The sequence below is a fragment of the Psychrobacter sp. GW64-MNA-CIBAN-0177 genome (assembly GCF_040309585.1).
Lineage (GTDB): Bacteria > Pseudomonadota > Gammaproteobacteria > Pseudomonadales > Moraxellaceae > Psychrobacter > Psychrobacter okhotskensis.
In genome coordinates, this window is the sequence record NZ_JBEOOY010000012.1 from 51169 (window position 1) to 76609 (window position 25441).

Genomic DNA, 25441 nt, shown 5'->3' on the forward strand with positions numbered 1-25441 from the left:
CCGTAATGCACTTTACCACTCAGCTTTTATATCTTGAAGCTATTTACCCTTCTGTGACAATGATATTTTTAGCGGAATGTAAGAGTATTCTTCTATAACAAAAATTCTTGTTAGATCCTTTAGCTTCGGCGTATTGCTCATGAATAATGATGTCGTAGTCGCAAAAGCCATCTTCTGAAAATATGAAGGAGCTACCTTGACTGTCTATCATTGAGATACGGTCGCCATTATTATCATATACGCGCGTATCCCAACCTATTGAGATGTCTATTGGGTGATTTGCTGTTTGCGCGCTAAAACGAATTGAATACTGCTCCTCACTTTTAGGTGTGATAACTAACCTTTGTTGTTTATCTATCTCTTCTGAGCTTACGTCTGTGCTTTTAGAAAGATACTCGCCTTTTACTGAGTAAATATCATAGTTTGTTTTATTGATTAATTTAATATGAGTAGCAAAAAATTCGCTGTAAATAAACCATACTACAAGAAATAGTAGTAATACTTTTAGTGGTTTGTTTAGTGATGACATGTTAACCATATTGGGCACTTAGTGATTTAAGCAAGCAATGGATAATCATTAACCGCCACACATTGCTGATGACGAAACACCAGAAGTAATTGCTGACTAGGAATGGCTAGCCAATGCCCAAAATCAATACTATCAATACCTTCGCATGACAGCGCTTGTAGGCAAAAATGACGACTACCGCCTAAACAGTTTTCTAGAACTTGGGTTTGATTAATAAGGTTTTTCATAGTGTTTCTACTTTTACTGTTGATGACGAATTTGAATAACAGCATCATAAAATAAAGAGATAGAAAACCTGTGTAGGAATGATGGAAGTTTAATGAATTGTCATAAATTTTTATTCTTGAGCCAAGGGTAGGGTAATGCTGACCATAACCCCAGAACGTTGCTTGATACCCGCAAATTCTCCCTCACTATGCGTATGAATATTATTAATAGCGACCTGACCACCGTGATGCTCGATGACTTGTTTGACCAATGTTAACCCCAGTCCTGTGCCCTTTTTGGGTGTAGGCGCGGATGCGGTAGAGGAATCTGCTTCATTAGCGTTTTGGCCAACGCCATAAGTAGCATCGCTGTTATGTGGGTGGCTGTTATGTGAGTGATCGTGATGCACATGACCGTGATGAGACAAGCTAAAATAGCGGTCAAACGCTTTAGTCACCGCGTAATCTGGCAATAACTGACCATCGTTAAATATATCGATCTTGACGCTTTGTGCTGAGCGGTGAATATAAATGTTGATTGTGCTTTCAGCAAAATGAATGGCGTTGTCCAAGACGTTTTGCAGCACTTGTACCAACCAAAATTGATCGGCAAAAACGTTAATATGAGCGGATATATTTGCGTTTAAAGGTGATGATTCACTAACTACTTTATCATCTACATAGATATGAATAGGGGCTAGGTGCTGCTGTTGCAACTTCGCGGTATTGTCTTTTGCAAGGCTCTGCATCAACGGTAATAAGGGAGTAAGTTGTTGATTCAGTTTAAAGGTCGGTTGTTCAATCTTAGCGAGTAACAGTAGCCTATCGATTAATTGCTGCATTTTTATACTTTGTTCACCAACGGTTTGGATAAGTATCTGCCGATCGTCTTCATCCAAGCCGTCGTCTTCTAGCAGCTCGCTACTGGCACGAATGGCCGTCAACGGGCTTTTTAGCTCGTGGGTCAACGTATGCACATAGTCGTTGACATAGCCTCTATTCTCTAAGCGATGCTTCATGGTTTCAATGGTATCGGTCAAGCTATTGAGCTCATGACCTAAGTAAAAATAGGGCTTTTTGGTGTCTTCTGCCAGCGCCTTGGTATATTGGGTCACAAGGCTGATGCTTTGTTTAAGCCACCATGCCACGAGCCCAGCTAAAATAAGAGCGACAATACTAATGAGCAAGGCAGTAATCAGCATACGCCGACGAGTATTGTCCAAGTAAGGCAGCACGCTCGCGACTGGCTTACCGACGCTAACGACGCCAATTATATTGCTTGCCTCATCCTTGATTGGCTGCGCCACATACATGACCGTACCATCGCGCTGATTGTGATCTCGTGTCGTACTTCTCGCGCCGTATTGGCCTTTTAAGGTGAGATAGACATCATTCCAGCGGCTATAGTCCTGTCCTTCAGCATTGTCAGGCGTGCGGAATGAATCATAGATGACCGTGCCTTGCTTGTCTGTGACATAGACTCGAAAGCTACTATAGGTTTTTTCATCATACTTGATGTCTGGGCGGGTTATATTGTTGTTTGCTAAGGTATTAATAAATGCAGTATCAAGTTGGCTTTGATAATCCTCATCGTACAGCTCTTTTGATTGCAGTGGTTGCTGTAGGCTGGCTGCTAGTAGTTTACTGGTGTCTAAGAGCGTGTCCTCAATCACTTGCTGCACGGTCGGCTTGACGTAGCTAAAAAGCTGAGTAAACACGACGATGCCGCAAATAATCAGCACTAAAGCCACTGCCAACCAGATCCTAAAAAAGATACTTAAATTCAGCAGTTTTTTTGGGTCAGCCGTTTGTTGTGCCGTGCCAATGGGATGCAGTTTTGCATACCAATTACTTTGGCTGGTATTAGCACTATTATTGGTTTGATGAGTCATAGGTTTGATACTGCTATTAGTACTCGGTAAGGTCGCTTTGAGCGTATAAATATACTATTTAGCAGCGAATGAACATCAAAGCCTAAGCTGGACATAACGCATAGCCAAGACCACGATGGGTATGAATGACTTCAATGCTAGAATCGACGCTTGCCAGCTGCTTACGAATGGATTTGACATGACTGTCAATCGTCCGTGCCAAGCGATGGTCAGGATAATCACTGACAGCATTGAGTAGCTGTTCACGGCTAAATACTTGATTGGGCGCTTTTAATAAGGTCAATAAGATTTTGCGTTCAGTGTTACTCAGTTCAAGCTTTTGCTCTTGCCACAGTAGCGAGTAATTGAGCGGTTGATAATGCCAGATACCAGACTGACAATCAAACGTCAGCGCTTGCCCCGACATGTTATTAGAAGAGCCATTGCTTAGTGAAGTATTGTTAGATAAAGCGTGGTCGGCGCTATTATTTGCTGTTACTGTATGGTTGTTGGCAGCCTGCTCATAAAGTAATTGCTCACGTCGCCAAATCGCTTTTAGGCGGGCGACCAACTCTCTAGGGCTAAAGGGTTTGGCACAATAGTCATCACCGCCCATCTCTAAACCTAAGATACGATCGACCTCATCACTACGTGCAGTCAAAAATACCACAGGCACATCCTTGAGCGTTCCTACATCAGGCGCATGACGTATCTGCTGGCATAGGCTTAAACCATCACCGTCTGGCAACCCTACGTCTAAGATAATCGCTGATAAATCTTGCGCTTTTTCGCTACGTAGCAACGGTAGTACGCTGCTGGCATTATCTAACCAAGTGATTTGCCAGCCTTCACGCTTGCAAGTCACTTTAAGCGACATAGCAATAGCGGGATCATCTTCTACCAATAAAATATGAGTCATAAGCGTTATATCGTTTTATAAAAAAATTAAGCTAAAGTAGCGTCAATCACAGCTATATTTACAAAGATTGGAAAATGTTAATAAGGTGTCATACAGTAAGTATCAATCCATTAAATTATCGTAGCATAAAAGTAGTGCTACATTTTGCTAGCACTCATCAATCGCTGTGAAAAATTGATGGAAAAGCTGAAGTATGATAGTTAAATAGTACCGATACTATCAAAAAAAACTTCAAATATTTTAAATTATTCATTAAAAGCATTAATAAAAAAGACCAACTCAATCGATGCTAAGTTGATCTTTTAAATGCTAAGTTGGTCTTTTAAACGGGTAGTTTCTAACGACGTTTTTTGATTCAACGCATACTATTTTAAGCCTTTACAGTTGGCATAGTAGGTGACGGTTGCAGGCCAGTCCGAAAAAATACCTTTCACGCCAACCTCTTGCGCCAGCACATCAATATAGCTCATCATATCGCCATCATTATTAATGGCTTTGCCTAAGTCGCTGTAATACCAGTCGCCGCCTGCCGCTAACGGCCCTGAGCGTTCAATTGACCAAGTAATGATATTTAAGTTAAGCGCTTTGGCTTGTTTGGCATAGGCTGATGGTATCATTTTATCGTTAGCATCAGTAGTAACCAATATCCAAGGCGGTGGTGCGATGGTTTTTATACCACGTGCTTTTATGTTGGCCAGTGGATGCTTCCAAGTGGCGGGGTCGTTTTTATCAAAGGTTTTACCAATTGCTGTCTCATTGCTATCATCAATTAAATAAATAGCGTTAGCACCAAAAGCAGGGTCATTTTTGATCCAATAATCTATATCCTCAATATTAAATGACTGTGGATACACGTCACTGGCTACCACACCTGCACTTTTATAAGTGTCGATAAGTTGCTGACGATAAGCGTCTAAGCTATAGCCGTTGAACGGCATATTGACCACTGGAGACTTCAGCTCAGGCGTGTGCTTCACACCTAGTCTTTGTGCCAGTTTAATATGTTCTTTTAGCGTTAACACTTGACCATTTTGTGAGTATAAATCGGTTCGCCATGCAGCAGTTGCATTCATATAGCCACTGAGGGTGGTGGCTTCTTTATTGACTGCGTCCATTTTTCCCGTCAGGGTTTTAAAGTCGCTGCCACTAATGTCTGACGTTCGACATTCAATGCTGTCTGCATTGGTTAGTACACCGTTGGCATCTATGATGGGCGGCACAGTACATTGCTTGGCTAGCGGGGTGGTAAGAATATTGGTGGTGGTGTGCAAATCGTTTTGCGCGTGGCGGCATACCAGCTCACCGTCGTTAGTAAAAGCAACATCACACTCTAATATGCCTGCGCCCATTTGTGCTGAGGCAATATAGCTGTCATAAGTATGTTCTGGCAGTTGCAATGGCGCACCGCGATGCGCAATCGAGAAATCTGTCTTGCTAGGGGTTTGCGCACTGCAAGCCATGAGCTCATCTTTCAATGGTCCTGCATCCATATCATTGACCAAATATAATGGACGCACGCCATAAGTATAAGACTGAGGCTTAGTAGGCAAGTTTTTTGATGCCTGTTTTAGTGAGGGCTTAATAGTTTGAGTGGATGTTTGAGCCAATATGCCACTATGCATATCGTATGCGGCCGTCGATGGGGTGCAAATGATAGCCAGTGCCGTCGCTATACTGATCTGCTTGATTGTTTTAAATGGCGATTTTTTAAGTTGATTGAGCCTAGCCACTGAATTATCCGAAATTGTCATGTAAACTGTCTCCATAAAAAGTGCAAAATAATAAGAATAACTTTTATTGTCATTTAACTAGCACTCAAAGTACCGAGTTATGTTTAAGGAATGATGACAACCGAACCTATTTTGTAACTTTAACCCTATTTAAATTTTTGAATATTATTAAGGATAAATGATGAGTGAATATCTAGAGTGCGTTATCGTTGAGCATAACCCTGCCAAAAAAACGATAGATCGAGCCGTTATTTGGCTACATGGTTTGGGCGCGAGTGGTCATGATTTTGAGCCAGTGGTACCACAGCTCGGTTTAGCGGATGATATGGCAGTGCGTTTTATTTTTCCACATGCACCAAAGCGCACAGTGACGGTGAATGGTGGTATGGTCATGCCAGCATGGTACGACATCTTAGAGATGAGCCTAGAGCGTAAAGTCGATGTCGCTCAGATTGAAGAGTCTGCGCAGCAAATCCGTGATTTGATCAGCCGTGAGATAGAGCGTGGTGTTAAGCCTGAACACATTGTAATCGCAGGATTTTCGCAAGGTGGAGCAGTGGCATATCATGTGGCACTTGGCTACCCACAGCGTTTAGCTGGCTTGATGACACTCTCTACTTATCTAGCGACTAATGATAATATTAGCTATAGCGCTGCTAATAAAGATATGCCAATATTGATTGAGCATGGTACGCATGATCCAGTTGTTCCTGTAATTTTGGGCGAGCAGGCGCAGCAGTTATTATCCGCTAAAGGCTATAATGTTGTTTATCATACTTATCCGATGGCACATCAAGTTTGCATGCCGCAGATTCAAAATATCGGTAAATGGCTCGATAAAGTACTGGCTTAGAGAGTGCAGCTGTAACGTAATGTAATATAGATATTATATAGGTTGAAAGTCGACGTATAAGTCCTATATAATAGATGACCTTATTGGGGATGTTCTGGCTTCGACGCTGGTAATGAAACTCAATGATGCATGTCGAGAGTATATGTCCTCTCGTTAATCAAACATATATTGTTATAGTCGCAAACGACGAAAATTACGCTCTAGCAGCTTAAACCCTGTTTACATGGTTTAAACCTGTTTACTTAGTTGCTGATCACCTACAGTTGGTCAACTAAGTTGAAGCGTCCGCATGTAGGCTCGCCACAAGTGATTGTCTCAATCGCTTGGGTTCAAAAGTAGAGAATCGTCCAATCCATCCTGACTGTCGGATCGGTGCAGATTAAAACTAAAGACAGAAACTAAACATGTAGATTCATGAGCGTAATGCTGGCGGACGCGGGTTCAACTCCCGCCATCTCCACCAAATATTTTAAATAAAGTCAGTCACTTAGGTGGCTGGCTTTTTTTGGTTTGGTTTTAACGTTTTTAGTGCAAAATAGTGATAAATTGCAAAGTTAATGATCAATTTTATCTCTAAGGTTTATTTAGCATAGCTAAATCAGCGATATCATTAAATATATGAAATCGAGCTGTATTACAACCAAATTAGGATTCAAAAGGGTATGAGGTATAAATCGCCAAGACAGGTGTAGTTTGACTTTTACCGTCAGGCTGCGTAACTAAAATCCCCCAAGTTGTTGCTACGGATTTGACAGCAGGGGGCATGTTGATACTTGAGTCGTAACTTGGAGAGAACGAAGTGTTTGCGTCACCAGTACGTGCTTGGGCGAGACCTTGATAAGTACTGCTGACAAAAGACAAGGCGCTGGGATAAGGGCAATAGGCAATGGAGTACTCTAGCAGACGCGCGGATACCCAAACGCCAGTGTCACGGGCGATGATGTAACCGTACTGAGGAATGGAGGTAACAGGGCTTAAGTCATTAGCTAGATTGTTGATCTAGAAGCTAAAAGGACAGTCTACAGAATCTACATTGGCAAAAAAACTCATTTGATAGTTGTAAGTATTATTAACACAAATCTCTGTTCTGTTGACAGTGTCAAATTGCTCTGAGGTCATGCTAATAGAATGGGTGAAGTCAATTACTTGCTGAGGAGATTCTAGATCCCTTGCTAAATCATTAGCACTGAAATTTATAAAAGCAACATTATTTTCAATTTTCACCTGAAAGCTATCATTACTAAAATTACTTGTTTCAAACCCTAGTTTTTCCTCCTCTAGTGTTAAACCGTTCAAGTATTCTTGGATGCTGTTTTTTAGGGGTGAATCTTTACTCACATACCGAATAACATAGCTTGAGTTATCTGAATTTGAGTTTTCAAAATAAATTTTTACAGCTATTTTACCTTCGACAGATTTTCCATTCATTTTATTGAGGTAGCTTTCATAGCTTTCGGCATATACTTTTCCAATAATTGGATTGGGTTCATTTGCAAGATGAGGTTCTGTATCAGATACTCTTTCGTCTTCAAAGGGAAATGGAAAGTACTGATCACACTCTTCTTGATAGCATCCGAAACTGTATTTAGAGCCATCATTACATTCTGCATAACCATAAGCCCCAGCATTCAAGTCAATTTTACAAATATTATTATCTACTTTAATATCATCAAATTCCATTGCGCAAGTAGTAATAGAATTCATAATATAAATGTTTCGAGATGACTCTTGCGTAATTAACGGTATCAGATGTTTGATATCATCCGTAGATAATGACCACAAAATACCCTTTTCAGGTATGTCGTTCGCAACTGTAGTATCTGTGTCAACACATAAGGTTTGGTAAACTTCAGCCTCCTCTTGACAAGCAGCTAAAGATACTAGAATTAATAATACGCTTATAGTTTTATAAATAGTCTTTGATAGCATTGTATACTGTCCTCCCTTCACCTTCTGTCTTAGCCGCAACATCCTCATGCACTGCTATATTAGATTGATCCAATCCATAATGAATAAGTAAATATCTTGTGAGGCAAGCAACACTTTGAGTCTGGTCAGTAGTTAATTTTTCCCATCTGACGACTGGTCTATCCTTAGTACCCATTGTCGTTTTACCATCTCGGGCTAAAGGCATACCAACAACTTCAATTCCTACTGAATAGGGGTTTGCATTACCAGCATGTATAGTAAGTTTATTCAAGTTGGCTGTTTGATAAATTTTACCATCTTTGTCTACTACAAAGTGTGTGCCGTATGGTTTTGATCCACTATTAAAAGAGTTAAATGTTGATTGAGCTGAACTATTCACGGTTCGATGTAAAATTATTTTCTTAATTTTATTAGTATAATTTCTTCTTTCAAGCTTAGGAGTGTGATGCTTTATTATACGAGAATGAGTTAGAAAACCAGATCGCATTGGTAATTTTTTTGTTCTATTGCAAAAACAACCTAATATATTTGAAGGACAGTCACTACTACTTGAAACTGGTTTCTCAACAACGCTAAATTTTTCACAAGCTCCAAATGATCTATACTTTTTACCATCTTTTATGTAATGTTCAACTGACTGTGCAATTTCAGACTTCATTACCATTTCATCGCCATTAGGATCCATGCGGTTATTTGGATAACCTGCTACTCTAGCCATTTTTCTACTTTGTTTTTCATTAGGTAGATCCAATTTACTAAGGCTGCTCGCAAAAACTACGTGCTCGGGTAATCCACTTGAGATAGGGAACAAAACTTGGAGATAGAAATCTATAAATTCTAAATCTTTATTTTTGATAGGTTGAAAGTATTTTTCAACAACATCTAAGTACTGTATTACAGTCATATTAGCAAGTTGTTTAATTCTATTTAAGGTTTTGCCATGACCCCAATAATTTTCTATTGTTTCTAGGATAGGCTCTTCACCAGTCAAGTCTTTGTATGTAGATGGTATTATTTGAATAAGTCCTGTCCCTCCAGAGTTTCTTTGGTTGGGAGCACCTGTCTCAAATTTCTCTCCACTTTCCCAAGCAAACACAGCCATCAAATTATTCGCTGTTTTTAAATAATTATTTGGCCATAGATTTTGGCATATCTCAATCACTTTTAGCCTTTCATCACAATTAAAATTTTTACCCCAGATCAAATCATGCGCCTTACAAATACAAGCACCATTTGTTGTAGCAACATCCTTTGGAGTACCGTCAGAGCTGTTACTTGGTTTTGTCGTAACGTTAACAGGACTATCTGCTTTACTTGACTGAGAGGAGTTACCTGTATTTGAACTGCTAGAGCCACCTTTAGGAATCTTTAGCTTATTACCTGGATGAATAGTATCGGTTAGTTTCAAGCCATTAGCACGAGCTAAATCATTAGTATTAACACCATGCTTTTGAGCAATACCACTCAATGTATCGCCACTTTTTATAGTATAATTACCTGATGTAGATGAATTGGAGGAGTTACTATTTGAATCAGTGCTAGTTGCAGGCGCTTGACCAGAAGGTTTATCATGTTTGTCACCGCTCATAGCGTCATTGATACCCTCTATACCCTCTTTTGCCTTGTCACCTAACGCGCCTAAACCATCTTCTATACTTTCAAGCAGACCACCGAAAAACCCTTCATCTTCATCAGAAGAAGACGGTTTTGATGATTGCTTTGGCGTGGGTCTAGCAGTGGGGGTGGGTGAGGGTTTTGGTGTCGTGTGAGTTTGTGCTGAACCATCGCTACGTAGCTTGATCGTTTGACCTGCTTGCAATGTTGTTGGGTTAGTTATCCCATTCATACGTTGAAGCTGTTCTACTGACACGCCACTTCTTTGTGAGATGCTAGATAACGTCTCACCTTTTTTCACTTTATAATGAGTCTGTGAGGTTAATGAGTCAGGTCTCTCATTAGTTTTGCCCGTTAATCTACTGCCCGTTGGCGGCACTTTAATAAATTGACCTGGAACTATTTTATCAGGGTCTTTGATGGTCGATTTATTGAGCTGCGCTAGTATTTGCCATGTTGTGTCATGCATTTTAGCAATGGTGTATAGATCTTGACCTTTCTTAACTTCGTACTCATCTTTACCTGCCACAACTTTATGGGTACTTCTTTTGTATGAGCCGCTAATTTCACTAAGTGCTTTGAGCTTGGCTAATTGAATATAAAAAGGTGCTTTTAGAGTGTATTTACCTTCTTTGGCAGGAACACTAATATAACTCTTAACCTTAATCATCTCTTTCGTCAACGGATGACGAATATGAACCACTAGTATAGTGCCAGGTGGTCGGCTGATCGGCGTGCCAAGACCATCACTATCAGAGCGAGCACTACTAATAAGGCGTCCTGCTTCTCGAATTTCATGATATAAATTAGGAAAAGGCTTATTGAGAAGATCAACAAACTTGAGGTGAAATACAATACTTTTAGTTTTACTCATCGTTGCTCTCCTGATAAGAGTCTTGGCCTAAAGAATCGTTTAACTCATTGCCATCATCTTCATCAGACATTTCTGTCTCTTCATCCTCGTCAGGTTCAAACTCAAGACCCCAATCCGTATCTTTAAAGCCCACTAGTATTTCAACCTCTTCTTCTTTATCACTAATAACTGGCGCGGTACGTCCATGCTCATCTAATACACCTTCTATCAGCTGCCCATCAGGTCGTAGCATCTGGAACTCGATATCTTTAAAATTGTGCTGATAAAACAAATCATAAGCATCAAGCTTATTACTAAACAACGGAACAGTCTCAGGCATCATCGGTAATGAATAATTAGCTCTTGCCCCACCCACCAAACCCTTCTTCACCGCTTTTATCTTAATCACCCCCGGACACACCAGCTTAATGCCGCTATCATCGATAGTAATTGACGCTCCTGCACTGGTTTGCAGCTTAATCCGCTTTGGACTTGAGATATTCACCTGACCCGACTCACTACCGATGGTCATGCTAAGTTGGCTATGCAATTGCAGCTCACCGCCTTGTGCTTGTATCGCGACAGGCTTGGTATTCGCACTGATATGTAGCCCTGACTGATCCGCTTGACCACCAACCCCAGAGAGCGAGTCAATCGTATTTGCCGTCAGCGTATAATTGCCTGCCACCACATCCGACTGAGTAGCGCCTGATTGCCTGACGATCGTTTTCGTCGTCCACAGGGTATTATTTGCAGAGGCCAGAATGCTGTCTTTGCTGACCAGCATCACATCGGCTGCGCCAAGTACTTCGGTATCTAGCGTCTCATCAATGATTTGCGCCGTACTTTTAAACCCTTCTATTGACGCTCGGGCATTACTGAGCGCTTCGGTCGATTGTAGATGCGCCTGCTTAGCCTCCGCTAACGTCTCGCTCAGCTCAGCTCCTAAGCCTAATTGCCGCTGTCCTGCATCATTAACCCAAGCCGATTCGTGCTCGCTTTGACTATGTCTGATACCGAAAGTGGAGAGCAGCACGCCTGACTCACCGGTGATTTGTAAGCCATGGTCGCTTGCCAGATTAATGCCTTGACCGCTATCGCTTGATTGATGATTGCTAAAGCGATGACGCAGTATGCCAAGCTCAAGCACATGCTCATCAGAGGTAAAGGTGGCGCTAGAAGTGATGGTTGGTGTCTCAGCATTGGCTTTGCTGTCCGTATTCACCGTCCACTGGAGACCGACTTTATTAGGCGTGTCATCAAAGCTCATGGTCACCTCAGAATCAGAAGTCAGCCCATATTGAGCAATACCAGAAATCCAACCACTGTGAGTATCATCTTCACTAATTTGCGAATGACCCAAACCACCACCATGCCAACGAGGAGAAGATCCTCCTTGCAAGTTATGTCGATTAGATAAGCCTGCATCACGAGTGGTGATGTCTTTGTCATCGATATCGCCCATACCGATACCGTCATAGAGCGATCTGCTAATCACTGGACTGTCAATATCGCCGTACCAATGGTTAAGCAGGACGGATTGTCCAAGCCGTGGGGCGAATTGCCAGCCATGGGTTGCGCCCGATGACAGCTGCAATGAGCGCAGTGGCAGGGTAGTTCCGTCATCGTGAGGGCTGATACCTGACCAAACAGGCGTGGTGATGGTTTGTTGTAGATTATCAGTGCTGACACTAGAGTCATAGCTAGGTGTGGTAGCGCTGCCAGTACGCGCTTGGGCGAGACCTAGGTAGGTACTACTGGCAAAGGACAAAGAACTGGGATAAGGGGCGTAGGGGATTGAGGCGTCAAGTAACGTCGCTGATACCCAAACCCCAGTATCACGAGCGATATCAAAGCCATGATCGGGGAGGAATATCCCGCTCTGTTGCGTCGTACGTTGTAACCACGCTTTGATAAATACTTGATGATGATAAGACACGCTGTCGCTGTCCGGCTCAATCCCAACCATCTGCGTACTGATACAGTAGCTAGTCAAACGACCGATAGTAGGTAAATTATGAATACTCACAGGACTACCGACCACCATGCCTCGCATCGCACCAGTCGCTTGGTAATGTTCACGCTGACAGCGATTGGCATTCACCCATTGCTGTGCCAACACCGTCGCTGCGCTATCGCTATCGACGCGTGAGGGCGCGCCTAAAAGCACAGTCGTGTCATCTATTGCTAGTGCTGACTCATCAGCGGCTTGGCCTTCATAAATAGTATCCGCGCTTAAGCCATCTGCTTTTACTATTACCGTCTGACTACCCAGTTGCTGCGTGCTCATTTGTAGCTCATTAACCGTATCTTGTCCTGACTGGATAGAAGACTGGGCATAACGATAATCTAATGGTAGTAACTCTGTCTCATCAAAACTGCTTAGTAGCATCAGATACCCTAAATTATCTAATGAATCACCCGATATCCATAGGGTACTGACACCACTATCAGCAAGTAGCCCGGTTATAAACTCCCAATCACTGACATCCGACTGGGTGCGCATAGGAAGCTGAGAAGACAAGCGCTCTGATGCCTGCAAAGTCTCAGATAACTGCCAATCAAATTCATAGTCGGCAAAGAGGGTAGTGACGATATCGAGCGTAGATTGATTGATGAAACTGCGAGTATGAATGCACTGGGTTAATTGCCAATCGGGGCTGACGATGTCTAACGTGTAAAAATGCAGTGCGCCATCTGACTGCTGGTAGTTGACGGCTTTAATAAGCCCAGTGCGATGACTGGGTTCACGGGAAACTGAAAGGGTATTTAAGCAGACAAATGTATTTATCAAAGATAAACAAGAGTTTGAATCTATAAAAGCATGTGAGTAGAACAACAGCTGACTAGTAGCTACTTTATCAATGGCGCTTGACCAAGAGAACGCAGCAGGATATAAGGTGGTAATGGGTGTATTATTGGTATCAACGGTAATTTGGTGTAGACGAGCGGTTTGCGAAGGCATAAGGGAGGTTCCCGTGACTGCAGATTTAAGGGTACAGTCGGTCGCTTAAAAGTAAGCACTGCTAAAATATATACTAAGAAAAGTATAGAGTTTATTGAAATATTGTCAAGTATCTGTATAATCGATTTGCAACAAGTTTTTCATTAAAGAACTTTAGTTCTAAATATATTCTATTATAACGTCATACTTTCTCTTATTCTTTTTGTTTTAATGATGATGATTTGCTTATGAACTCTATTGATTGTACTAAGCTGAAAGGGGTAGGTCTGCTATCTGTGATTTTCAGTGCCAGTGTGTTACTGACAGCGTGCGGTGGCGCCGCGAAGAAAAACACACAGCCCTTAACGGTTTCTAAGCCAACAGTGGCTAAGCAGTTGGATGAGCCTTCACCCTCTTATCTTTCTGATGCTATGAAAGTCGATGATGGGCGTGCAGTGACAGCCCAGCAATGGCTGACCATTGCTCAAAGCAACTATCAATCAAAAAAGTACGCCCGTTCATTAAGAGCGGCAACCGAAGCATTGAGTCTCGATGATCAGCTGGTAGGAGCGCGTCAACTTGCTATGCTCTCTGCGGTCAAAGTAACGGAGAGTAATATTGACGCTTATAGTGACAATGCGGTGATGAACGATAATGATAAAGCGAGATTCAAAGACACTTTAACCAATATGACGACCTTGGTTAGTACGGCTGATTAACCATTATCGAGTCAACAGATGCATACATCTCATATTAATAATAGCGAGCACCGATTTACGATGATAAGTATTAAAAACGCTATCAAAGTCACTAATAAAATACCTAAGACGATCTTGACCGGTCTACTTATTATGGGATCGGTTATGGGTACAGCTCATAGTGAGCTTTCGATACAAGAGCAAGATCCAGGGTCAAGCATCATCAACCAATATGCTGCCCTTAAAAATGCGGATGCAAAATCACCGCAGTTGCATCAATTGATTGCCGACTTAAATCAGAGGCTAACTCGTAATCCGAAGGATTCTTTGGCTTGGGAGCTGTTGGCTCAGATTTACGCCAACAATGGCTATCATGCTTATGCTGTCTACGCAGCGAGCGAAGCAATTGATTTAGGTCAAAGCACCACCACGCTCAAAAGCATCCTTATAAATAGCAGTGCTCTTGTCTCACAGAGCCAATTACAGTCAGATTACTTGACGGATGATATGGATACGGCATTTTTAACTGAGTATCAGCACGCGCTTAGCAAGATATATGGTGAAGTCTACGGTTTTAACTATGATGAGTCTTTGCCAAAACCACCTGCGCCTGTGGTGAAGGCTCGATCGACTAGAAGCAAAAGCGTGTCCAACGCGAAGCGCCGCGCAGCCGTCAAAAGACCAGCCGCCCCTGTTAAAAGAAAAGCAGCAGTGAAACAAAAGTCACGTCCAGTGCCAAAAGCGAAGCCTGTTCAGAGACCGGCTAAACCATCATCCCCTAGAAGTAGCAACACCAAATCTACTGATCCATTCAGTATATTACGTTGAAACCAGAAACTGCTGAGGTAACTTATTATGGCAAAGCAAGACAGTGTACAAAAGAAACTGGCAAAAGTACGTGCACCTCGGGTGCATTTGACTTATGACGTTGAAGTGGGCGATGCGATCGAAACGAAAGAAATTCCGTTTGTCGTTGGGGTGTTGGGAGAGTTTTCAGGAGATTCTACTCTTGAGCAACCGCGCTTTAAAGACAAAAAGTTTGTCGAAGTAGATTTGGATACCTTTGATGAGGTGATGTCAGGTCTAGCACCGCGTGCGACGTTCCGAGTAAGCAATGACTTGAGTGATAAAGGCGGCGAGTTCGCAGTTGATTTGGCATTCAATAGTATCAACGATTTTCGCCCTGAAGCGGTTGCTGATCAAATTGAGCCATTAAAGCAACTGGTACAAGCACGAGATCGCTTGGCAGATTTACGCAACAAAATATCGGCCAACGAAAAACTTGAAGACCTATTAGATGACGTGCTTAAGAACACTGAGCAAGTCAAAAAAATGGCGGAACAAAATCAAACTGACGGTGAGGATTAAACGATGAATGCTCAAGCCCAGCAGCAGATAGCAACGGATCCATTGAATAGCGAGAGCTATGACTTACTCGAAGAAATCGTCAATAAAAGTAACGTTGCCAAGTCCGATGACGAAAAAAATCGCGCGAAGTCGCAAATTGCAGAGCTGGCCAATGAAGTCATGCAAGGCACGGTGACATTATCAGACAATTTAGCCGCATCGATTGACGCGCGTATTGCGCAAATTGATGCGTTGATCTCCAAGCAGCTGACCACCGTCATGCACGCGCCCGAGTTTCAAAAGCTAGAGTCTAGCTGGCGTGGGTTGCATTATTTATGTAGCCAGACTCCGTCGGAATCCATGCTAAAGATTCGTATGATGAATACTACGAAGCGCGAACTGACTAAAGATTTTCAATCGTCAATTGATTTTGATCAAAGCACGCTGTTTAAGAAAATATACGAAGAAGAGTTCGGTAGCTTCGGTGGTGAACCTTATGCCGCTATCGTTGGCGATTTTGAATTTACTCGCCAAAACTCTGATATGTATCTGCTTGAGCAGTTGTCTCATGTTGCTGCTGCTTCCCATGCACCGTTTGTGTCGGCGGCTTCTGCTGAGATGTTCGGACTCGATTCCTTTACTGATATTGGCCGCCCACGCGATTTATCAAAGATATTCGAAACGGCTGAATACATACGCTGGCGCGCCTTTAGACAGTCAGAGGATGCTCGCTATGTGGCGCTGACAGTACCTAGTTTTTTAGGTCGTCTGCCTTATGATCCTAAAGATGGCACAGTGGTAGAGGGCTTTAACTTCACTGAAGAAGTCTCTGGTAATGATCACAATGATTATCTATGGGTGAATGCCGCTTATGCTTTTGCTTCACGATTGACCTCAGCCTTTTCTGATTATCGTTGGTGTGCGGCTATTCGCGGTGTGGAAGGTGGCGGCTTGGTTGAGGGTTTACCTGTCCATACCTTTAAGACTGATGAAGGGGACTTGGCGCTTAAATGCCCAACTGAGATATCTATTACCGATCGCCGTGAGAAAGAGTTAAGTGACTTGGGTTTCATTCCATTAGTGCATTGCAAAAATACCAACTATGCCGCCTTTTTTGGGGCGCAGTCGGTACAAAAAGCCAAAACGTATCAAAACGATGATGCCAATGCCAATGCGGTGCTATCCACTCAGCTGCAATACATCATGGCAGTATCACGCATTGCTCATTACCTAAAAGCAATGATGCGCGACAAGGTTGGTAGTTTTTTAGCGCCTGGCAATGTCGAATCATTTTTGAATGACTGGATTTCGCGTTATGTTTTGCTAGACGACGGAGCCTCACAAGAAGCCAAAGCCCAGTACCCACTGCGCGAAGCTTCTGTACAAGTTGTAGAAGTGCCAGGCAAACCTGGTGTCTACAAGTCCGTGGTCTTTTTGAGACCACACTTTCAGCTTGACGAATTGTCTGTTTCTTTGCGTCTGGTCACTCAACTGCCGCAGTCTAGCAACAGCTGATCGTTTATTAAAACCCAACGTTAAACTTTAATTTTTTAAAAGGTGTGTGATATGAAAGATATTTATATTCAGTTCCGTGGTAAATACAAAATTGACGGTGAGTCTCGTGATAGCGAGCATAAAGGTTGGCTTGAAGTAAATACATGGGATCACCTGATCCGTCAGCCAAAATCAGCGACAGCAAGTAGCGTTGGTGGTCACACCTCTGAGCGCTGTGAACATGCCGATATGACCTTTATGAAAGATTTGGACTCGACCAGTCCCAAGCTATGGGAAGCGTGTTCAGCTGGCTATACTTTTGATGAAATTCAAATCGATTTTTATCGTGCCAATGGTGACAAACGTGTTAAATATCTTGAAGTGAAACTTAAGCATGCGCTCATTGCTAGCGTTGAACCAACGGTACGCTCAGAAGGCGTGCCAATTGAAAAAGTTGGTATCAAGTATGCGGCAGTTGAGTGGACTTACACCCAGCAAGATATCGATGGTACTGCCAAAGGTGCTGTGACGAAGAAATGGTCACTAGCCAACAACACTGCTACTTATACCGCTTAAGTCTGGGTAGTATAAAAAATAATGAGTACGTTACGATAAAAGAGAAAGGTTTACATTTGGACCTTTCTCTTTTCCGTTTTATAAGACAGGAATGCGATCAACAATGAACTATGCTGCCAAAGCTTCAAATAAGGAAGTCGGATTTCGACCAAATTTATTTGAGCAATTATTTGATGATGCCCCTCGTCATCTAGCACATGAGCTTGTGGTTCGCAGGCTTAATATCGATGAGTTAAAGTCTTCAGTAGCGCAAGATTTAGAGGCGCTATTAAACACACGTTGCGTGATATCAGAGCGCTTAGAAAGTTACCAGCATGTACGTTCATCGATACTGAATTTTGGCATATTGGACTTTGTAGGACTAAGTAGTGCCAATCCTGCAGACTGTGATTATATCTGCCGACAAATCGCGCAGACGGTCGAGCAGCAAGACAGTCGTCTGCAGAATGTCAGAGTATCGCTAGATATTGGCGCGGTAGATGTCAATCAGCTGTGTTTTTCTATCGAGGCTTTGCTCAAAGTTTATCCTGCCCAAGAGTTGGTGAGCTTTGATGCGTTCTTTGAGCCAAGCTCGCAACGTTACCTAGTAAAATAATCGACAACATGGCTAAATCGGCAGAGTTAGCAGTGATAAATATATTGAGGCATCATGGACAGTCTACTTCCTTATTTTGAGCATGAGCTTAGTTTGTTTAATAAACAATCAAAAGAATTTGCCAAAAAGTATCCCAAAATTGCCAATCGGTTATTGATGGGTCACGATACGGTAGATGATCCGCATATTGAGCGCCTTATTCAGGCTTTTTCACTGATTAGTGCCCGCATCAATAAAAAGCTTGATGACTCATACGCAGACTTTACCGAGTCTCTACTTGAAGTGGTCTATCCCGATTATCTTAAGCCTTTTCCTTCGGTGTCCATCGCTCAGTTTAATCTGGGGGTGCAGGGCAATGCGATGAGTGAGGCTACTTTAATCAATAAGGGTCATGGTTTTACCACCCAAAAAATTAATGGCACGGCTTGTCAATTTCAATCAACCCAAGACGTCACGTTATTACCGCTACAGATAGATAGCGTCGATTTTGAAACGCGCCAAGAAGTGTACGATAATCAGCATGGACTGCTTAACGGCTGCATTAACATTAAATTCAAAGGTCTTAATCCGAGCTTTGACTATCAGGCTTTATTCAATCATTCGTTAGATTTATATATAGATGAGGATGCTAGTCAAGGCACCAGCCTCTGGGATATCTTGTGCTGTGATGTCAAGCAGACCCACATCCAAGGTCAGCAAGTCAACAAGGTGACAGGCAGTCCATTTGAGGTTATAGGCTTCGATCCTGAGCAGCAACTTCTACCGAGTCACCGCGTGAGTAATGCTGCCTCTGCTTTATTAAAAGAGTATTTTTACTTTCCAGAAAAATTTAACTTTCTACGTCTCAATCTTGGTCGTACTTGTCCAAATTTAAAGATAGATAGCAGTGGTTTTGAGATTCGCTGTTATTTTAAGTTTGATAAAAAGAACACCATTCGCCTAAAAAACTTGCAGCAGTTGAGTAGCAGTAGTATCAAGTTATTCTGTACGCCAGTCATAAATCTATTCAAGGCCGCCGCCAAGCCCATTCAAGTCACTCATCGCTCTATTTATTATGATTTGGTACCTGATACTCGTGCGCTCTTTCAGCATGAGATTTATGAGGTCAATAAAGTCATAGAGTCCAAGCAAAGTAATAATCGTTTGATACAACGTGAGTATCATCCATTTTATGCGCTCAATCACTATGAGCAGCAAGATGACGGTCGTTATTATCATATCAAACGTGATAAAGATATGGCTGAATTTAAGCAGGGCTTCGAATATCAGATTATGTTTGTAGAAAAGCAGCGTGAGGATGTATCAGGTGCGGTCAGCATAAGTGCCGCTTTGCTATGCACCAATAGAGACTTACCCGCGCAAGTGGTATTCGGTCAAAGCCGAGGTGATTTGTTTAGTGAGGGAATGACGGGCTTTAGTAGTCTGTCATTATTAAAGCAGCCTACCAGAACGGCACGTTTTGAATACACCGGTGAGGAGCGTTGGCGCTTAATATCGCTGATCAGTTTGAACTTTTTATCACTTGCCGCCCAAGATGCTGAGCTGATGAAAGAGTATCTGTCGCTATATGATATTACTCAATCTGCCTCGAATAAACTGCTGGTAGAAGGCATCGTCTCTGTCACCACCAGTATCAAAGCTCAGCGGATTCAGCGCTTGCCGCAGCCTGGTTTTGTACGTGGTACGGTGATCGACATACATATTAACCAAAAGAGTTTTGCTGGGGTCAGTATCCGTCAGTTTGCCTATTTATTGGCCCATGTTTTTGGCTATCACGCCAGCTTAAATAGCTTCGTTGAAGTTGCCATCAGTGATGCCGTTACTAAAGAGGAGATATATAGATGTCAGCCACGCAGCGGTCTCAGTCCTCTTATTTAACGGATTTGACTGCCAAGCCGCAAGCCTACGAGCTATTGCAGGCACTACGTTTGGTTCGTCATGAAGCCAGTATGGGGCATGCACCTATCGAGGTGCGTTATCGTGCTTCCTTGTCATTGGTCTATCCGCAAGCCGAAATCGAGTCGATGGCGCTCATTGCCGAAGACAACATGAACGACAATGCTACTGTAATAAATACCAGTGAAATGAAGGTGAGGCAATTAGAGGTTTACCCAGCGGTTATTGGATTGACTGGCCCATTATCGGCCTTGCCAGCGATGTATACCGATCATTTGGCCTCGCGAGTACACCATGCAAAAGATAAAGCCGCACCGGCATTTTTAGACTTGTTTAATCATCGTTTGACGGATTTATATGTACAAGCCAGCTGGTTTTATAACCTGCCATTACAGTATGAATTAAACCATAAAAAAGACAGCTACCTACTGAGCTTGCGAGCACTGGCACGGCAGCCAAAGAAGCTAACGGCAATCGATAGCTTGATTGCCTATGCTGGCATGATTGCTCCAGGACGTCTGACCGCTGACCAATTGGCGCATGTATTGTCACATTTTTTAGATAGTACGGTCAGCGTTCAGCAGTTCGTGCCTGAGTGGTTTGATCTGCCCGCTAGCGAGCAGACCGCACTCGGTGGTCAGCATGCGGCACTTGGGGTGTCAGCGTTTTGTGGCGCACGGGCTGTACAGTTCGATAGCAAAATTAGAATCGTCTTTCATCAGTTGGATGCCAAACGCTATTTAAGACTGTTGCCTGCAGGGGATATGTATCGCCTCATTATCGATTTTATTCGTAAATGGTGCGGTGTGAGCTTGGCGGTCGAGATGCAGCTGGAATTAGATAAGCAATATATTAGCCCTTTGTCGTTATCTGAGGATGGCTTTGGTGGTTTAGGACGCGGCGGCTTTTTGGTATCGAAGCCTGCGACTCAGCATCATGATGACACCCGCTATGCGTTGCCTATTCAGTAAAGCTTTTATTGCTAATAAGTAAATTGCTTGTTTACTAATAACGCTCAATAGTCACTCTAATTTTGATGCATCCGTTTAATAAACCAGTTTAATAAAAATAATGTTATACCATTCACAAAAATTAGAGTGGCAAGGAAAACGAGTGAAAGTACTACGACTTGTAGGCTAAGCGAGTTTGACACAGCTAATCTTACTTTTTGGGTTTGGTATTAAGTCTAATAAGAATGCTAAAGGAAAAGATTTATGAGCCAGTTAAAAGCTGTAATTACCCGCTTGAGTCCGAGTTGCCGACAGTGTTTGCAGCAGGCAGCTAGGCTTTGTATCAATAACGGGCATCGCGAAGTTGATACTGTTCATCTGCTACATGAACTGATTGCCACGCCGCACAATGATGTGGCTCAGATACTCAAAGTGAATAAAATTAATCAGCAATCATTACTAACAGACATAACCGATTTGCTTAATACCTTTGGTCAAGCAACAGGCTCGACCCCTGTTTTTAGTCAGGATTTGATGGCGTTGTTAGAGGATGCATGGGAGCTGGCAAGCAGCCAACATGGTCAGAGTATTGATAATAATAACGCCTTAGAGATCCGCTCTGGTCATATATTGCTCGTGCTATTGGCATATGAGCGTTATCAGTCGCTACTCAAAACCCTTCCTGAACAGCTACAGTATATTGATCGCTTCACGCTCAAAGATGATTATGAGCGTCAATGTCTCGGTAGTACTGAGGGCAGTGGATCAAGCAGTAATAAAGGCGTCAATAAGGGTGCTGATGATGGTGCGAATAGTGCAGACGATGATACTAACAATCAAGAATCTTTAGACACTAAGCAAACTGAAGCTAAGCCAACCCCTGCGTTGGATAAATATACTTATGATTTGACTGCTAAAGCCAGTGCAGAGCAAATAGATCCAGTGATAGGGCGTGAATTTGAGATTCATCAACTGATCGATATTTTGATTCGTCGTCGTCAGAACAATCCTATTTTGACTGGAGAGGCAGGTGTCGGTAAAACTGCAGTGGTTGAGGGACTGGCGCAAAAGATAGTTGTAGGTCAAGTACCTGACCAGCTCAAAGACGTGACGATACGCAGTCTCGATATGGGGCTATTGCAAGCAGGAGCGAGTGTCAAAGGGGAATTTGAAAACCGTCTCAAGCAAGTCATTGAAGAAGTACAAGCCTCGCTACAGCCAATTATTCTGTTTATCGATGAAGCGCATACTTTGATTGGTGCTGGCGGGCAGGCGGGTCAAAATGACGCGGCTAATTTACTCAAGCCTGCGCTAGCACGTGGTGAGCTTAGAACCATTGCGGCGACGACGTGGTCAGAATATAAGAAATACTTCGAAAAAGATGCAGCATTGTCACGTCGCTTTCAAGTGGTCAAAGTCGATGAGCCTGATATCGAGACAGCAGTAGCCATGATTCGTGGGTTGAGTGCCAAGATGCAAGATCATTTTGGCATATTAATAGACGACGATGCGCTACAAGCGGCGGTTGAGCTATCTGCACGTTATATCAGCGATAGGCAGCTGCCTGATAAAGCGGTCAGTGTGTTAGACACGGCGGCGGCACGGGTGAGCTTATCCAAGACTGCCATACCCAATCAGCTCGACAGATTAAAAGCCAAAGGTGTGCAATTAGAACAGCATATTAATAATCTCAGTCAACAACTTGAGCGTATCGGCGGTGTGGATGAAAAAGAGAAAGTCAGCCAAAAAATAGCGGTACTCGATGAGCAGCGTCAGTCGAATCAACAAAGCATTGCTGATATGACCAGTCGCTGGCACGAACAGCGCGAGCTTAACAACCAGCTTGATGCGCTTAATAAACAACTGAGTGGCAAGGCAGGTGGCGCTGATAGCCTTAGTGCAAAAGCGCGCTTAGACAAACAAGCTGAGTATCAAAGTATTGAGCAATCGTTAAAACAAGTACAAGAAACGCAGCGCCTTATTCATCCTGTATTAGATCGTCAGGTTATTAAGCAGATTATCTCAGATTGGACAGGGATTCCACTCAACGATATGGCGGGGAATGAAAAAGATCATATCTTAAGTTTGGCTGATACCTTGCAAGCGCGTGTCATTGGCCAAGATCATTCTGTGGCCGCTATCGTCAAGCGCATTCATACCGCCAAAGCCCGCCTAGATGATCCTAACCGTCCACAAGGTGTCTTTATGTTAGTAGGGCCAAGTGGTGTGGGTAAGACGGAAACGGCGTTGGCGCTATCCGAGATATTATATGGTGGTGAGCGTAACCTTATTACGATTAACCTATCAGAGTATCAAGAAGCCCATAGCGTTGCTTCATTAAAAGGCTCGCCGCCAGGTTATGTTGGCTATGGTGAAGGCGGAGTATTGACGGAAGCGGTCCGCCGTCGCCCTTATAGTGTATTGCTACTCGATGAAGTCGAAAAAGCCCATCCAGACGTATTGGATTTATTTTATCAGGTCTTTGATAAAGGGGTCATGGAAGACAGCGAGGGGCGTTTAATTGATTTTAAAAACACCCTTATTTTATTGACCAGTAATATTGGCTCATCGCAGATTATGCAGGCGTGTATCAATACTGATCCGAGTGTTACGGACTTTAGCCTGCCAGACAGTGATAGCTTAAAACAGGCTATTAATCCGCATCTGTACAAAGCCTTTAAACCCGCGTTTTTGGGTCGTCTAACAGTGATACCTTATTATCCGTTAACGGATAACGCGCTGGCAGAAATTATTCGTCTTAAGTTGGATAAAATTACTGGCCGTATTCGTGACAATTATGATGTGCCTTGTGTTATTGACGATGAGGTGATCGAGCTTATTTTATCGCGTTGTCACGAGGTCGATTCTGGTGCACGTAATGCCGATGCGATTATCAGTCATACCTTGCTACCGCAGCTGGCGGGTCAACTGCTGGCTCATGATGACAGTCAGAGTGTGTTAAAGAAGATTACAGTATTCGTCGATGAGGATGATAATTTTGCCTATCGTCTCGATACTGATGCTGTTGTAGCGCTCAATCACATAGCGCAGTACAGTGAGGTCGAAGGTGACGTGAGTAAAGCGCCTAGCAAACAAGTTGAAGCTAAGAAGCCAGCTACCAAAAAATCTTCTACTAAAAAAGAGCCTGCTAAAAAAGAGCCTGCCGTAAAAAAGCCATCAGTGAAAAAAACCATCAGTAAAAAATCTGTTAAGAAGGATTTATTATAATGAATATGGGCAATTCCTTACTAACCGATATTGACACCCTTATCGCGCCTATCGATGGCAGCCATCATGGGGTGGGAGAAGATCTCATCTTTGATCCACGTATCGATGCCATTGTGGCCGCTCGTCAAGAAGACGATCCGTTACTGGCACAAGGCAATTGGGTTACTGAACTAAAAGTGGCCGATTGGGACTTTGTCAAAAACCAATGTGCCGATTTGCTCAGCCATACCAGTAAAGATATGAAGCTGGCACTGTGGTACGTCGATGCACTGAGTCATACCAATCATCTAGCAGGCATCAGTCATGGATTGAGCGTACTGCAAGCATTTAATGACGAATATTGGCTCACCATGTATCCACCATTAGATGGTGAAGAAGACAGCATGGATATCAGGGCAGGGCTACTGTCATGGTTCGTCAAGGCGCTCACTGATGATATCAAACAGCTATCGCTCGCTGATAGTAAAGCAGGAAATTACAATTATAACTACTATCTAACCGCGCGCGATCATGATAAGCAGCGTCAGCAAAACCCCGATAGCGAAACGTCCAATCAATTAACACTAAGTGATTATAACCACGCTATAAAAACCAGTAATGAGGCATGGCAACAAGCACTGATGAGCAATCTTAATAAAGTTACTGAGCAGTGGCAAACACTGACCGACCAGCTCAATAATCTGATGGGTATGGATGCACCAGTATTCGCACCAGTCACGGACTTACTGGTTGCTCTGACCCAACATTTGCGTCCATTGATACCAGAGTATTCTGATGATAATAGTAATTCTGCTCAAGATAGCGTAGCCGATATTATGGACAGCATGGGTGATAGTGACAGTGTGATGTCGGATAGTAGTGGACAATCAGCTAGCGCAAAAAATATTAGCTCAACCAGTTTTAATCCTAGCAACCGTGATCATCAAAGCAATCGTCAGCAAGCGCTTAAGTTGCTGGGTCAAATTCAAGACTACTTTGCGACCAATGAGCCCCACAGTCCGGTGACGTTTTTACTCGGTCGGGCGATTGATTGGGCGGATATGCCGCTCGACCAATGGCTGACTCATATCATCAAAAACGAAGACCAGCTGGCGACACTGTCTGACATGATTGGCATTCAACCCAAGCGTGATTCATCTGACGATGGCTATTAATTGAATCAACGACAAATGAATACTTGGTTAACGGGCAATCTGCACGCAATTTATA

General features: G+C 43.0%; 19 protein-coding genes and 1 other RNA gene. 12 read left to right on the plus strand and 8 right to left on the minus strand.

All coding sequences use genetic code 11. From position 1 onward, the window contains the following. Positions 1 to 43 precede the first annotated feature (43 nt). The 5 genes from AAEY79_RS09135 to AAEY79_RS09155 all read right to left on the minus strand — a co-directional run bounded on the left by AAEY79_RS09135 (position 44) and on the right by AAEY79_RS09155 (position 5276). The gene (locus tag AAEY79_RS09135) at positions 44 to 529 is read right to left on the minus strand and encodes a hypothetical protein (protein WP_352288074.1); all 486 of its coding nucleotides are present in this window, start codon (positions 527 to 529) and stop codon (positions 44 to 46) included. A 26-nt stretch (positions 530 to 555) separates the two neighbouring features. Continuing rightward, positions 556 to 756, minus strand: coding sequence for a hypothetical protein (locus AAEY79_RS09140; protein WP_101211734.1), 201 nt, complete (start codon positions 754 to 756; stop codon positions 556 to 558). Positions 757 to 866: 110 nt separating this feature from the next. Next, positions 867 to 2627, minus strand: coding sequence for a two-component system sensor histidine kinase CreC (gene creC / locus AAEY79_RS09145; protein WP_352288077.1), 1761 nt, complete (start codon positions 2625 to 2627; stop codon positions 867 to 869). Between the two features lie 82 nt (positions 2628 to 2709). Continuing rightward, complete coding sequence (locus AAEY79_RS09150) at positions 2710 to 3525, minus strand: response regulator (protein WP_352288080.1); 816 nt, start codon at positions 3523 to 3525, stop codon at positions 2710 to 2712. A 365-nt stretch (positions 3526 to 3890) separates the two neighbouring features. Next, the gene (locus tag AAEY79_RS09155; protein WP_201575999.1) at positions 3891 to 5276 is read right to left on the minus strand and encodes a glycerophosphodiester phosphodiesterase family protein; all 1386 of its coding nucleotides are present in this window, start codon (positions 5274 to 5276) and stop codon (positions 3891 to 3893) included. Between the two features lie 160 nt (positions 5277 to 5436). Here AAEY79_RS09155 and AAEY79_RS09160 point away from each other — a divergent pair, with 160 nt between their 5' ends. Both AAEY79_RS09160 and ssrA read left to right on the plus strand, forming a co-directional pair. After that, positions 5437 to 6108: a dienelactone hydrolase family protein gene (locus tag AAEY79_RS09160; protein WP_352288083.1), complete on the plus strand. Its 672-nt coding sequence runs from the start codon at positions 5437 to 5439 to the stop codon at positions 6106 to 6108. 85 nt (positions 6109 to 6193) lie between these two features. Continuing rightward, positions 6194 to 6571: a transfer-messenger RNA gene (gene ssrA / locus AAEY79_RS09165) on the plus strand. Between the two features lie 536 nt (positions 6572 to 7107). Here ssrA and AAEY79_RS09170 read toward each other — a convergent pair. Genes AAEY79_RS09170 through AAEY79_RS09180 form a run of 3 tightly spaced genes read right to left on the minus strand, consistent with a single transcriptional unit; the run spans position 7108 to position 13469 of the window. Then, entirely contained in the window at positions 7108 to 8037 is a 930-nt protein-coding gene (locus AAEY79_RS09170; RefSeq protein WP_201615747.1) for a GerMN domain-containing protein, read from the minus strand. Next, complete coding sequence (locus AAEY79_RS09175; RefSeq protein ID WP_352288086.1) at positions 8015 to 10525, minus strand: LysM peptidoglycan-binding domain-containing protein; 2511 nt, start codon at positions 10523 to 10525, stop codon at positions 8015 to 8017. Before AAEY79_RS09175 ends, AAEY79_RS09170 begins: the two co-directional genes overlap by 23 nt. Continuing rightward, entirely contained in the window at positions 10518 to 13469 is a 2952-nt protein-coding gene (locus AAEY79_RS09180) for a contractile injection system protein, VgrG/Pvc8 family (RefSeq protein WP_352288089.1), read from the minus strand. The genes AAEY79_RS09175 and AAEY79_RS09180 overlap by 8 nt, the downstream gene beginning before the upstream one ends. A 227-nt stretch (positions 13470 to 13696) precedes the next feature. Between AAEY79_RS09180 and AAEY79_RS09185 the strand changes: the two genes are divergently transcribed. The 10 genes from AAEY79_RS09185 to tssA all read left to right on the plus strand — a co-directional run bounded on the left by AAEY79_RS09185 (position 13697) and on the right by tssA (position 25386). Then, positions 13697 to 14167, plus strand: coding sequence for a hypothetical protein (locus tag AAEY79_RS09185; protein ID WP_025651836.1), 471 nt, complete (start codon positions 13697 to 13699; stop codon positions 14165 to 14167). Positions 14168 to 14311: 144 nt separating this feature from the next. Next, on the plus strand, positions 14312 to 14974 hold the full coding sequence (locus AAEY79_RS09190) for a hypothetical protein (RefSeq protein WP_156915646.1): 663 nt from the start codon (positions 14312 to 14314) through the stop codon (positions 14972 to 14974). Positions 14975 to 15001: 27 nt separating this feature from the next. Beyond that, positions 15002 to 15514 carry a type VI secretion system contractile sheath small subunit gene (gene tssB / locus AAEY79_RS09195; protein ID WP_045448203.1) on the plus strand — a complete coding sequence of 171 codons (513 nt, stop codon included), beginning with the start codon at positions 15002 to 15004 and terminating at the stop codon, positions 15512 to 15514. A gap of 3 nt (positions 15515 to 15517) precedes the next feature. After that, entirely contained in the window at positions 15518 to 17008 is a 1491-nt protein-coding gene (gene tssC / locus AAEY79_RS09200; protein WP_101211385.1) for a type VI secretion system contractile sheath large subunit, read from the plus strand. 51 nt (positions 17009 to 17059) lie between these two features. Continuing rightward, complete coding sequence (locus AAEY79_RS09205) at positions 17060 to 17563, plus strand: type VI secretion system tube protein Hcp (protein ID WP_025651832.1); 504 nt, start codon at positions 17060 to 17062, stop codon at positions 17561 to 17563. Positions 17564 to 17666: 103 nt separating this feature from the next. Next, positions 17667 to 18158: a type VI secretion system baseplate subunit TssE gene (gene tssE / locus AAEY79_RS09210; protein WP_051395138.1), complete on the plus strand. Its 492-nt coding sequence runs from the start codon at positions 17667 to 17669 to the stop codon at positions 18156 to 18158. A 54-nt stretch (positions 18159 to 18212) separates the two neighbouring features. Beyond that, entirely contained in the window at positions 18213 to 20036 is a 1824-nt protein-coding gene (tssF, locus tag AAEY79_RS09215) for a type VI secretion system baseplate subunit TssF (RefSeq protein WP_201577287.1), read from the plus strand. Next, entirely contained in the window at positions 20000 to 21025 is a 1026-nt protein-coding gene (gene tssG / locus AAEY79_RS09220) for a type VI secretion system baseplate subunit TssG (protein WP_201577279.1), read from the plus strand. The genes tssF and tssG overlap by 37 nt, the downstream gene beginning before the upstream one ends. A gap of 243 nt (positions 21026 to 21268) precedes the next feature. After that, positions 21269 to 24232 carry a type VI secretion system ATPase TssH gene (gene tssH, locus AAEY79_RS09225; protein ID WP_201577276.1) on the plus strand — a complete coding sequence of 988 codons (2964 nt, stop codon included), beginning with the start codon at positions 21269 to 21271 and terminating at the stop codon, positions 24230 to 24232. Beyond that, positions 24232 to 25386 (plus strand): type VI secretion system protein TssA, encoded by a 1155-nt coding sequence (tssA, locus tag AAEY79_RS09230; RefSeq protein ID WP_025651828.1) that lies wholly within the window; start codon positions 24232 to 24234, stop codon positions 25384 to 25386. Before tssH ends, tssA begins: the two co-directional genes overlap by 1 nt. The last annotated feature ends 55 nt before the right edge of the window (positions 25387 to 25441 follow it).

Excerpts from the sequence above, each read along its gene's own strand:
- AAEY79_RS09190 (WP_156915646.1), top strand. The coding sequence starts at position 14,312 with ATGGGTACAGCTCATAGTGAGCTTTCGATACAAGAGCAAGATCCAGGG.
- AAEY79_RS09135 (WP_352288074.1), bottom strand. The coding sequence starts at position 529 with ATGTCATCACTAAACAAACCACTAAAAGTATTACTACTATTTCTTGTA.
- tssH (WP_201577276.1), top strand. The coding sequence starts at position 21,269 with ATGAGCCAGTTAAAAGCTGTAATTACCCGCTTGAGTCCGAGTTGCCGA.
- tssB (WP_045448203.1), top strand. The coding sequence starts at position 15,002 with ATGGCAAAGCAAGACAGTGTACAAAAGAAACTGGCAAAAGTACGTGCA.
- creC (WP_352288077.1), bottom strand. The coding sequence starts at position 2,627 with ATGACTCATCAAACCAATAATAGTGCTAATACCAGCCAAAGTAATTGG.
- AAEY79_RS09170 (WP_201615747.1), bottom strand. The coding sequence starts at position 8,037 with ATGCTATCAAAGACTATTTATAAAACTATAAGCGTATTATTAATTCTA.
- AAEY79_RS09185 (WP_025651836.1), top strand. The coding sequence starts at position 13,697 with ATGAACTCTATTGATTGTACTAAGCTGAAAGGGGTAGGTCTGCTATCT.
- AAEY79_RS09140 (WP_101211734.1), bottom strand. The coding sequence starts at position 756 with ATGAAAAACCTTATTAATCAAACCCAAGTTCTAGAAAACTGTTTAGGC.
- AAEY79_RS09175 (WP_352288086.1), bottom strand. The coding sequence starts at position 10,525 with ATGAGTAAAACTAAAAGTATTGTATTTCACCTCAAGTTTGTTGATCTT.
- AAEY79_RS09155 (WP_201575999.1), bottom strand. The coding sequence starts at position 5,276 with ATGACAATTTCGGATAATTCAGTGGCTAGGCTCAATCAACTTAAAAAA.
- tssA (WP_025651828.1), top strand. The coding sequence starts at position 24,232 with ATGAATATGGGCAATTCCTTACTAACCGATATTGACACCCTTATCGCG.
- AAEY79_RS09180 (WP_352288089.1), bottom strand. The coding sequence starts at position 13,469 with ATGCCTTCGCAAACCGCTCGTCTACACCAAATTACCGTTGATACCAAT.
- AAEY79_RS09150 (WP_352288080.1), bottom strand. The coding sequence starts at position 3,525 with ATGACTCATATTTTATTGGTAGAAGATGATCCCGCTATTGCTATGTCG.
- AAEY79_RS09160 (WP_352288083.1), top strand. The coding sequence starts at position 5,437 with ATGAGTGAATATCTAGAGTGCGTTATCGTTGAGCATAACCCTGCCAAA.
- tssC (WP_101211385.1), top strand. The coding sequence starts at position 15,518 with ATGAATGCTCAAGCCCAGCAGCAGATAGCAACGGATCCATTGAATAGC.
- tssF (WP_201577287.1), top strand. The coding sequence starts at position 18,213 with ATGGACAGTCTACTTCCTTATTTTGAGCATGAGCTTAGTTTGTTTAAT.
- AAEY79_RS09205 (WP_025651832.1), top strand. The coding sequence starts at position 17,060 with ATGAAAGATATTTATATTCAGTTCCGTGGTAAATACAAAATTGACGGT.
- tssG (WP_201577279.1), top strand. The coding sequence starts at position 20,000 with ATGTCAGCCACGCAGCGGTCTCAGTCCTCTTATTTAACGGATTTGACT.
- tssE (WP_051395138.1), top strand. The coding sequence starts at position 17,667 with ATGAACTATGCTGCCAAAGCTTCAAATAAGGAAGTCGGATTTCGACCA.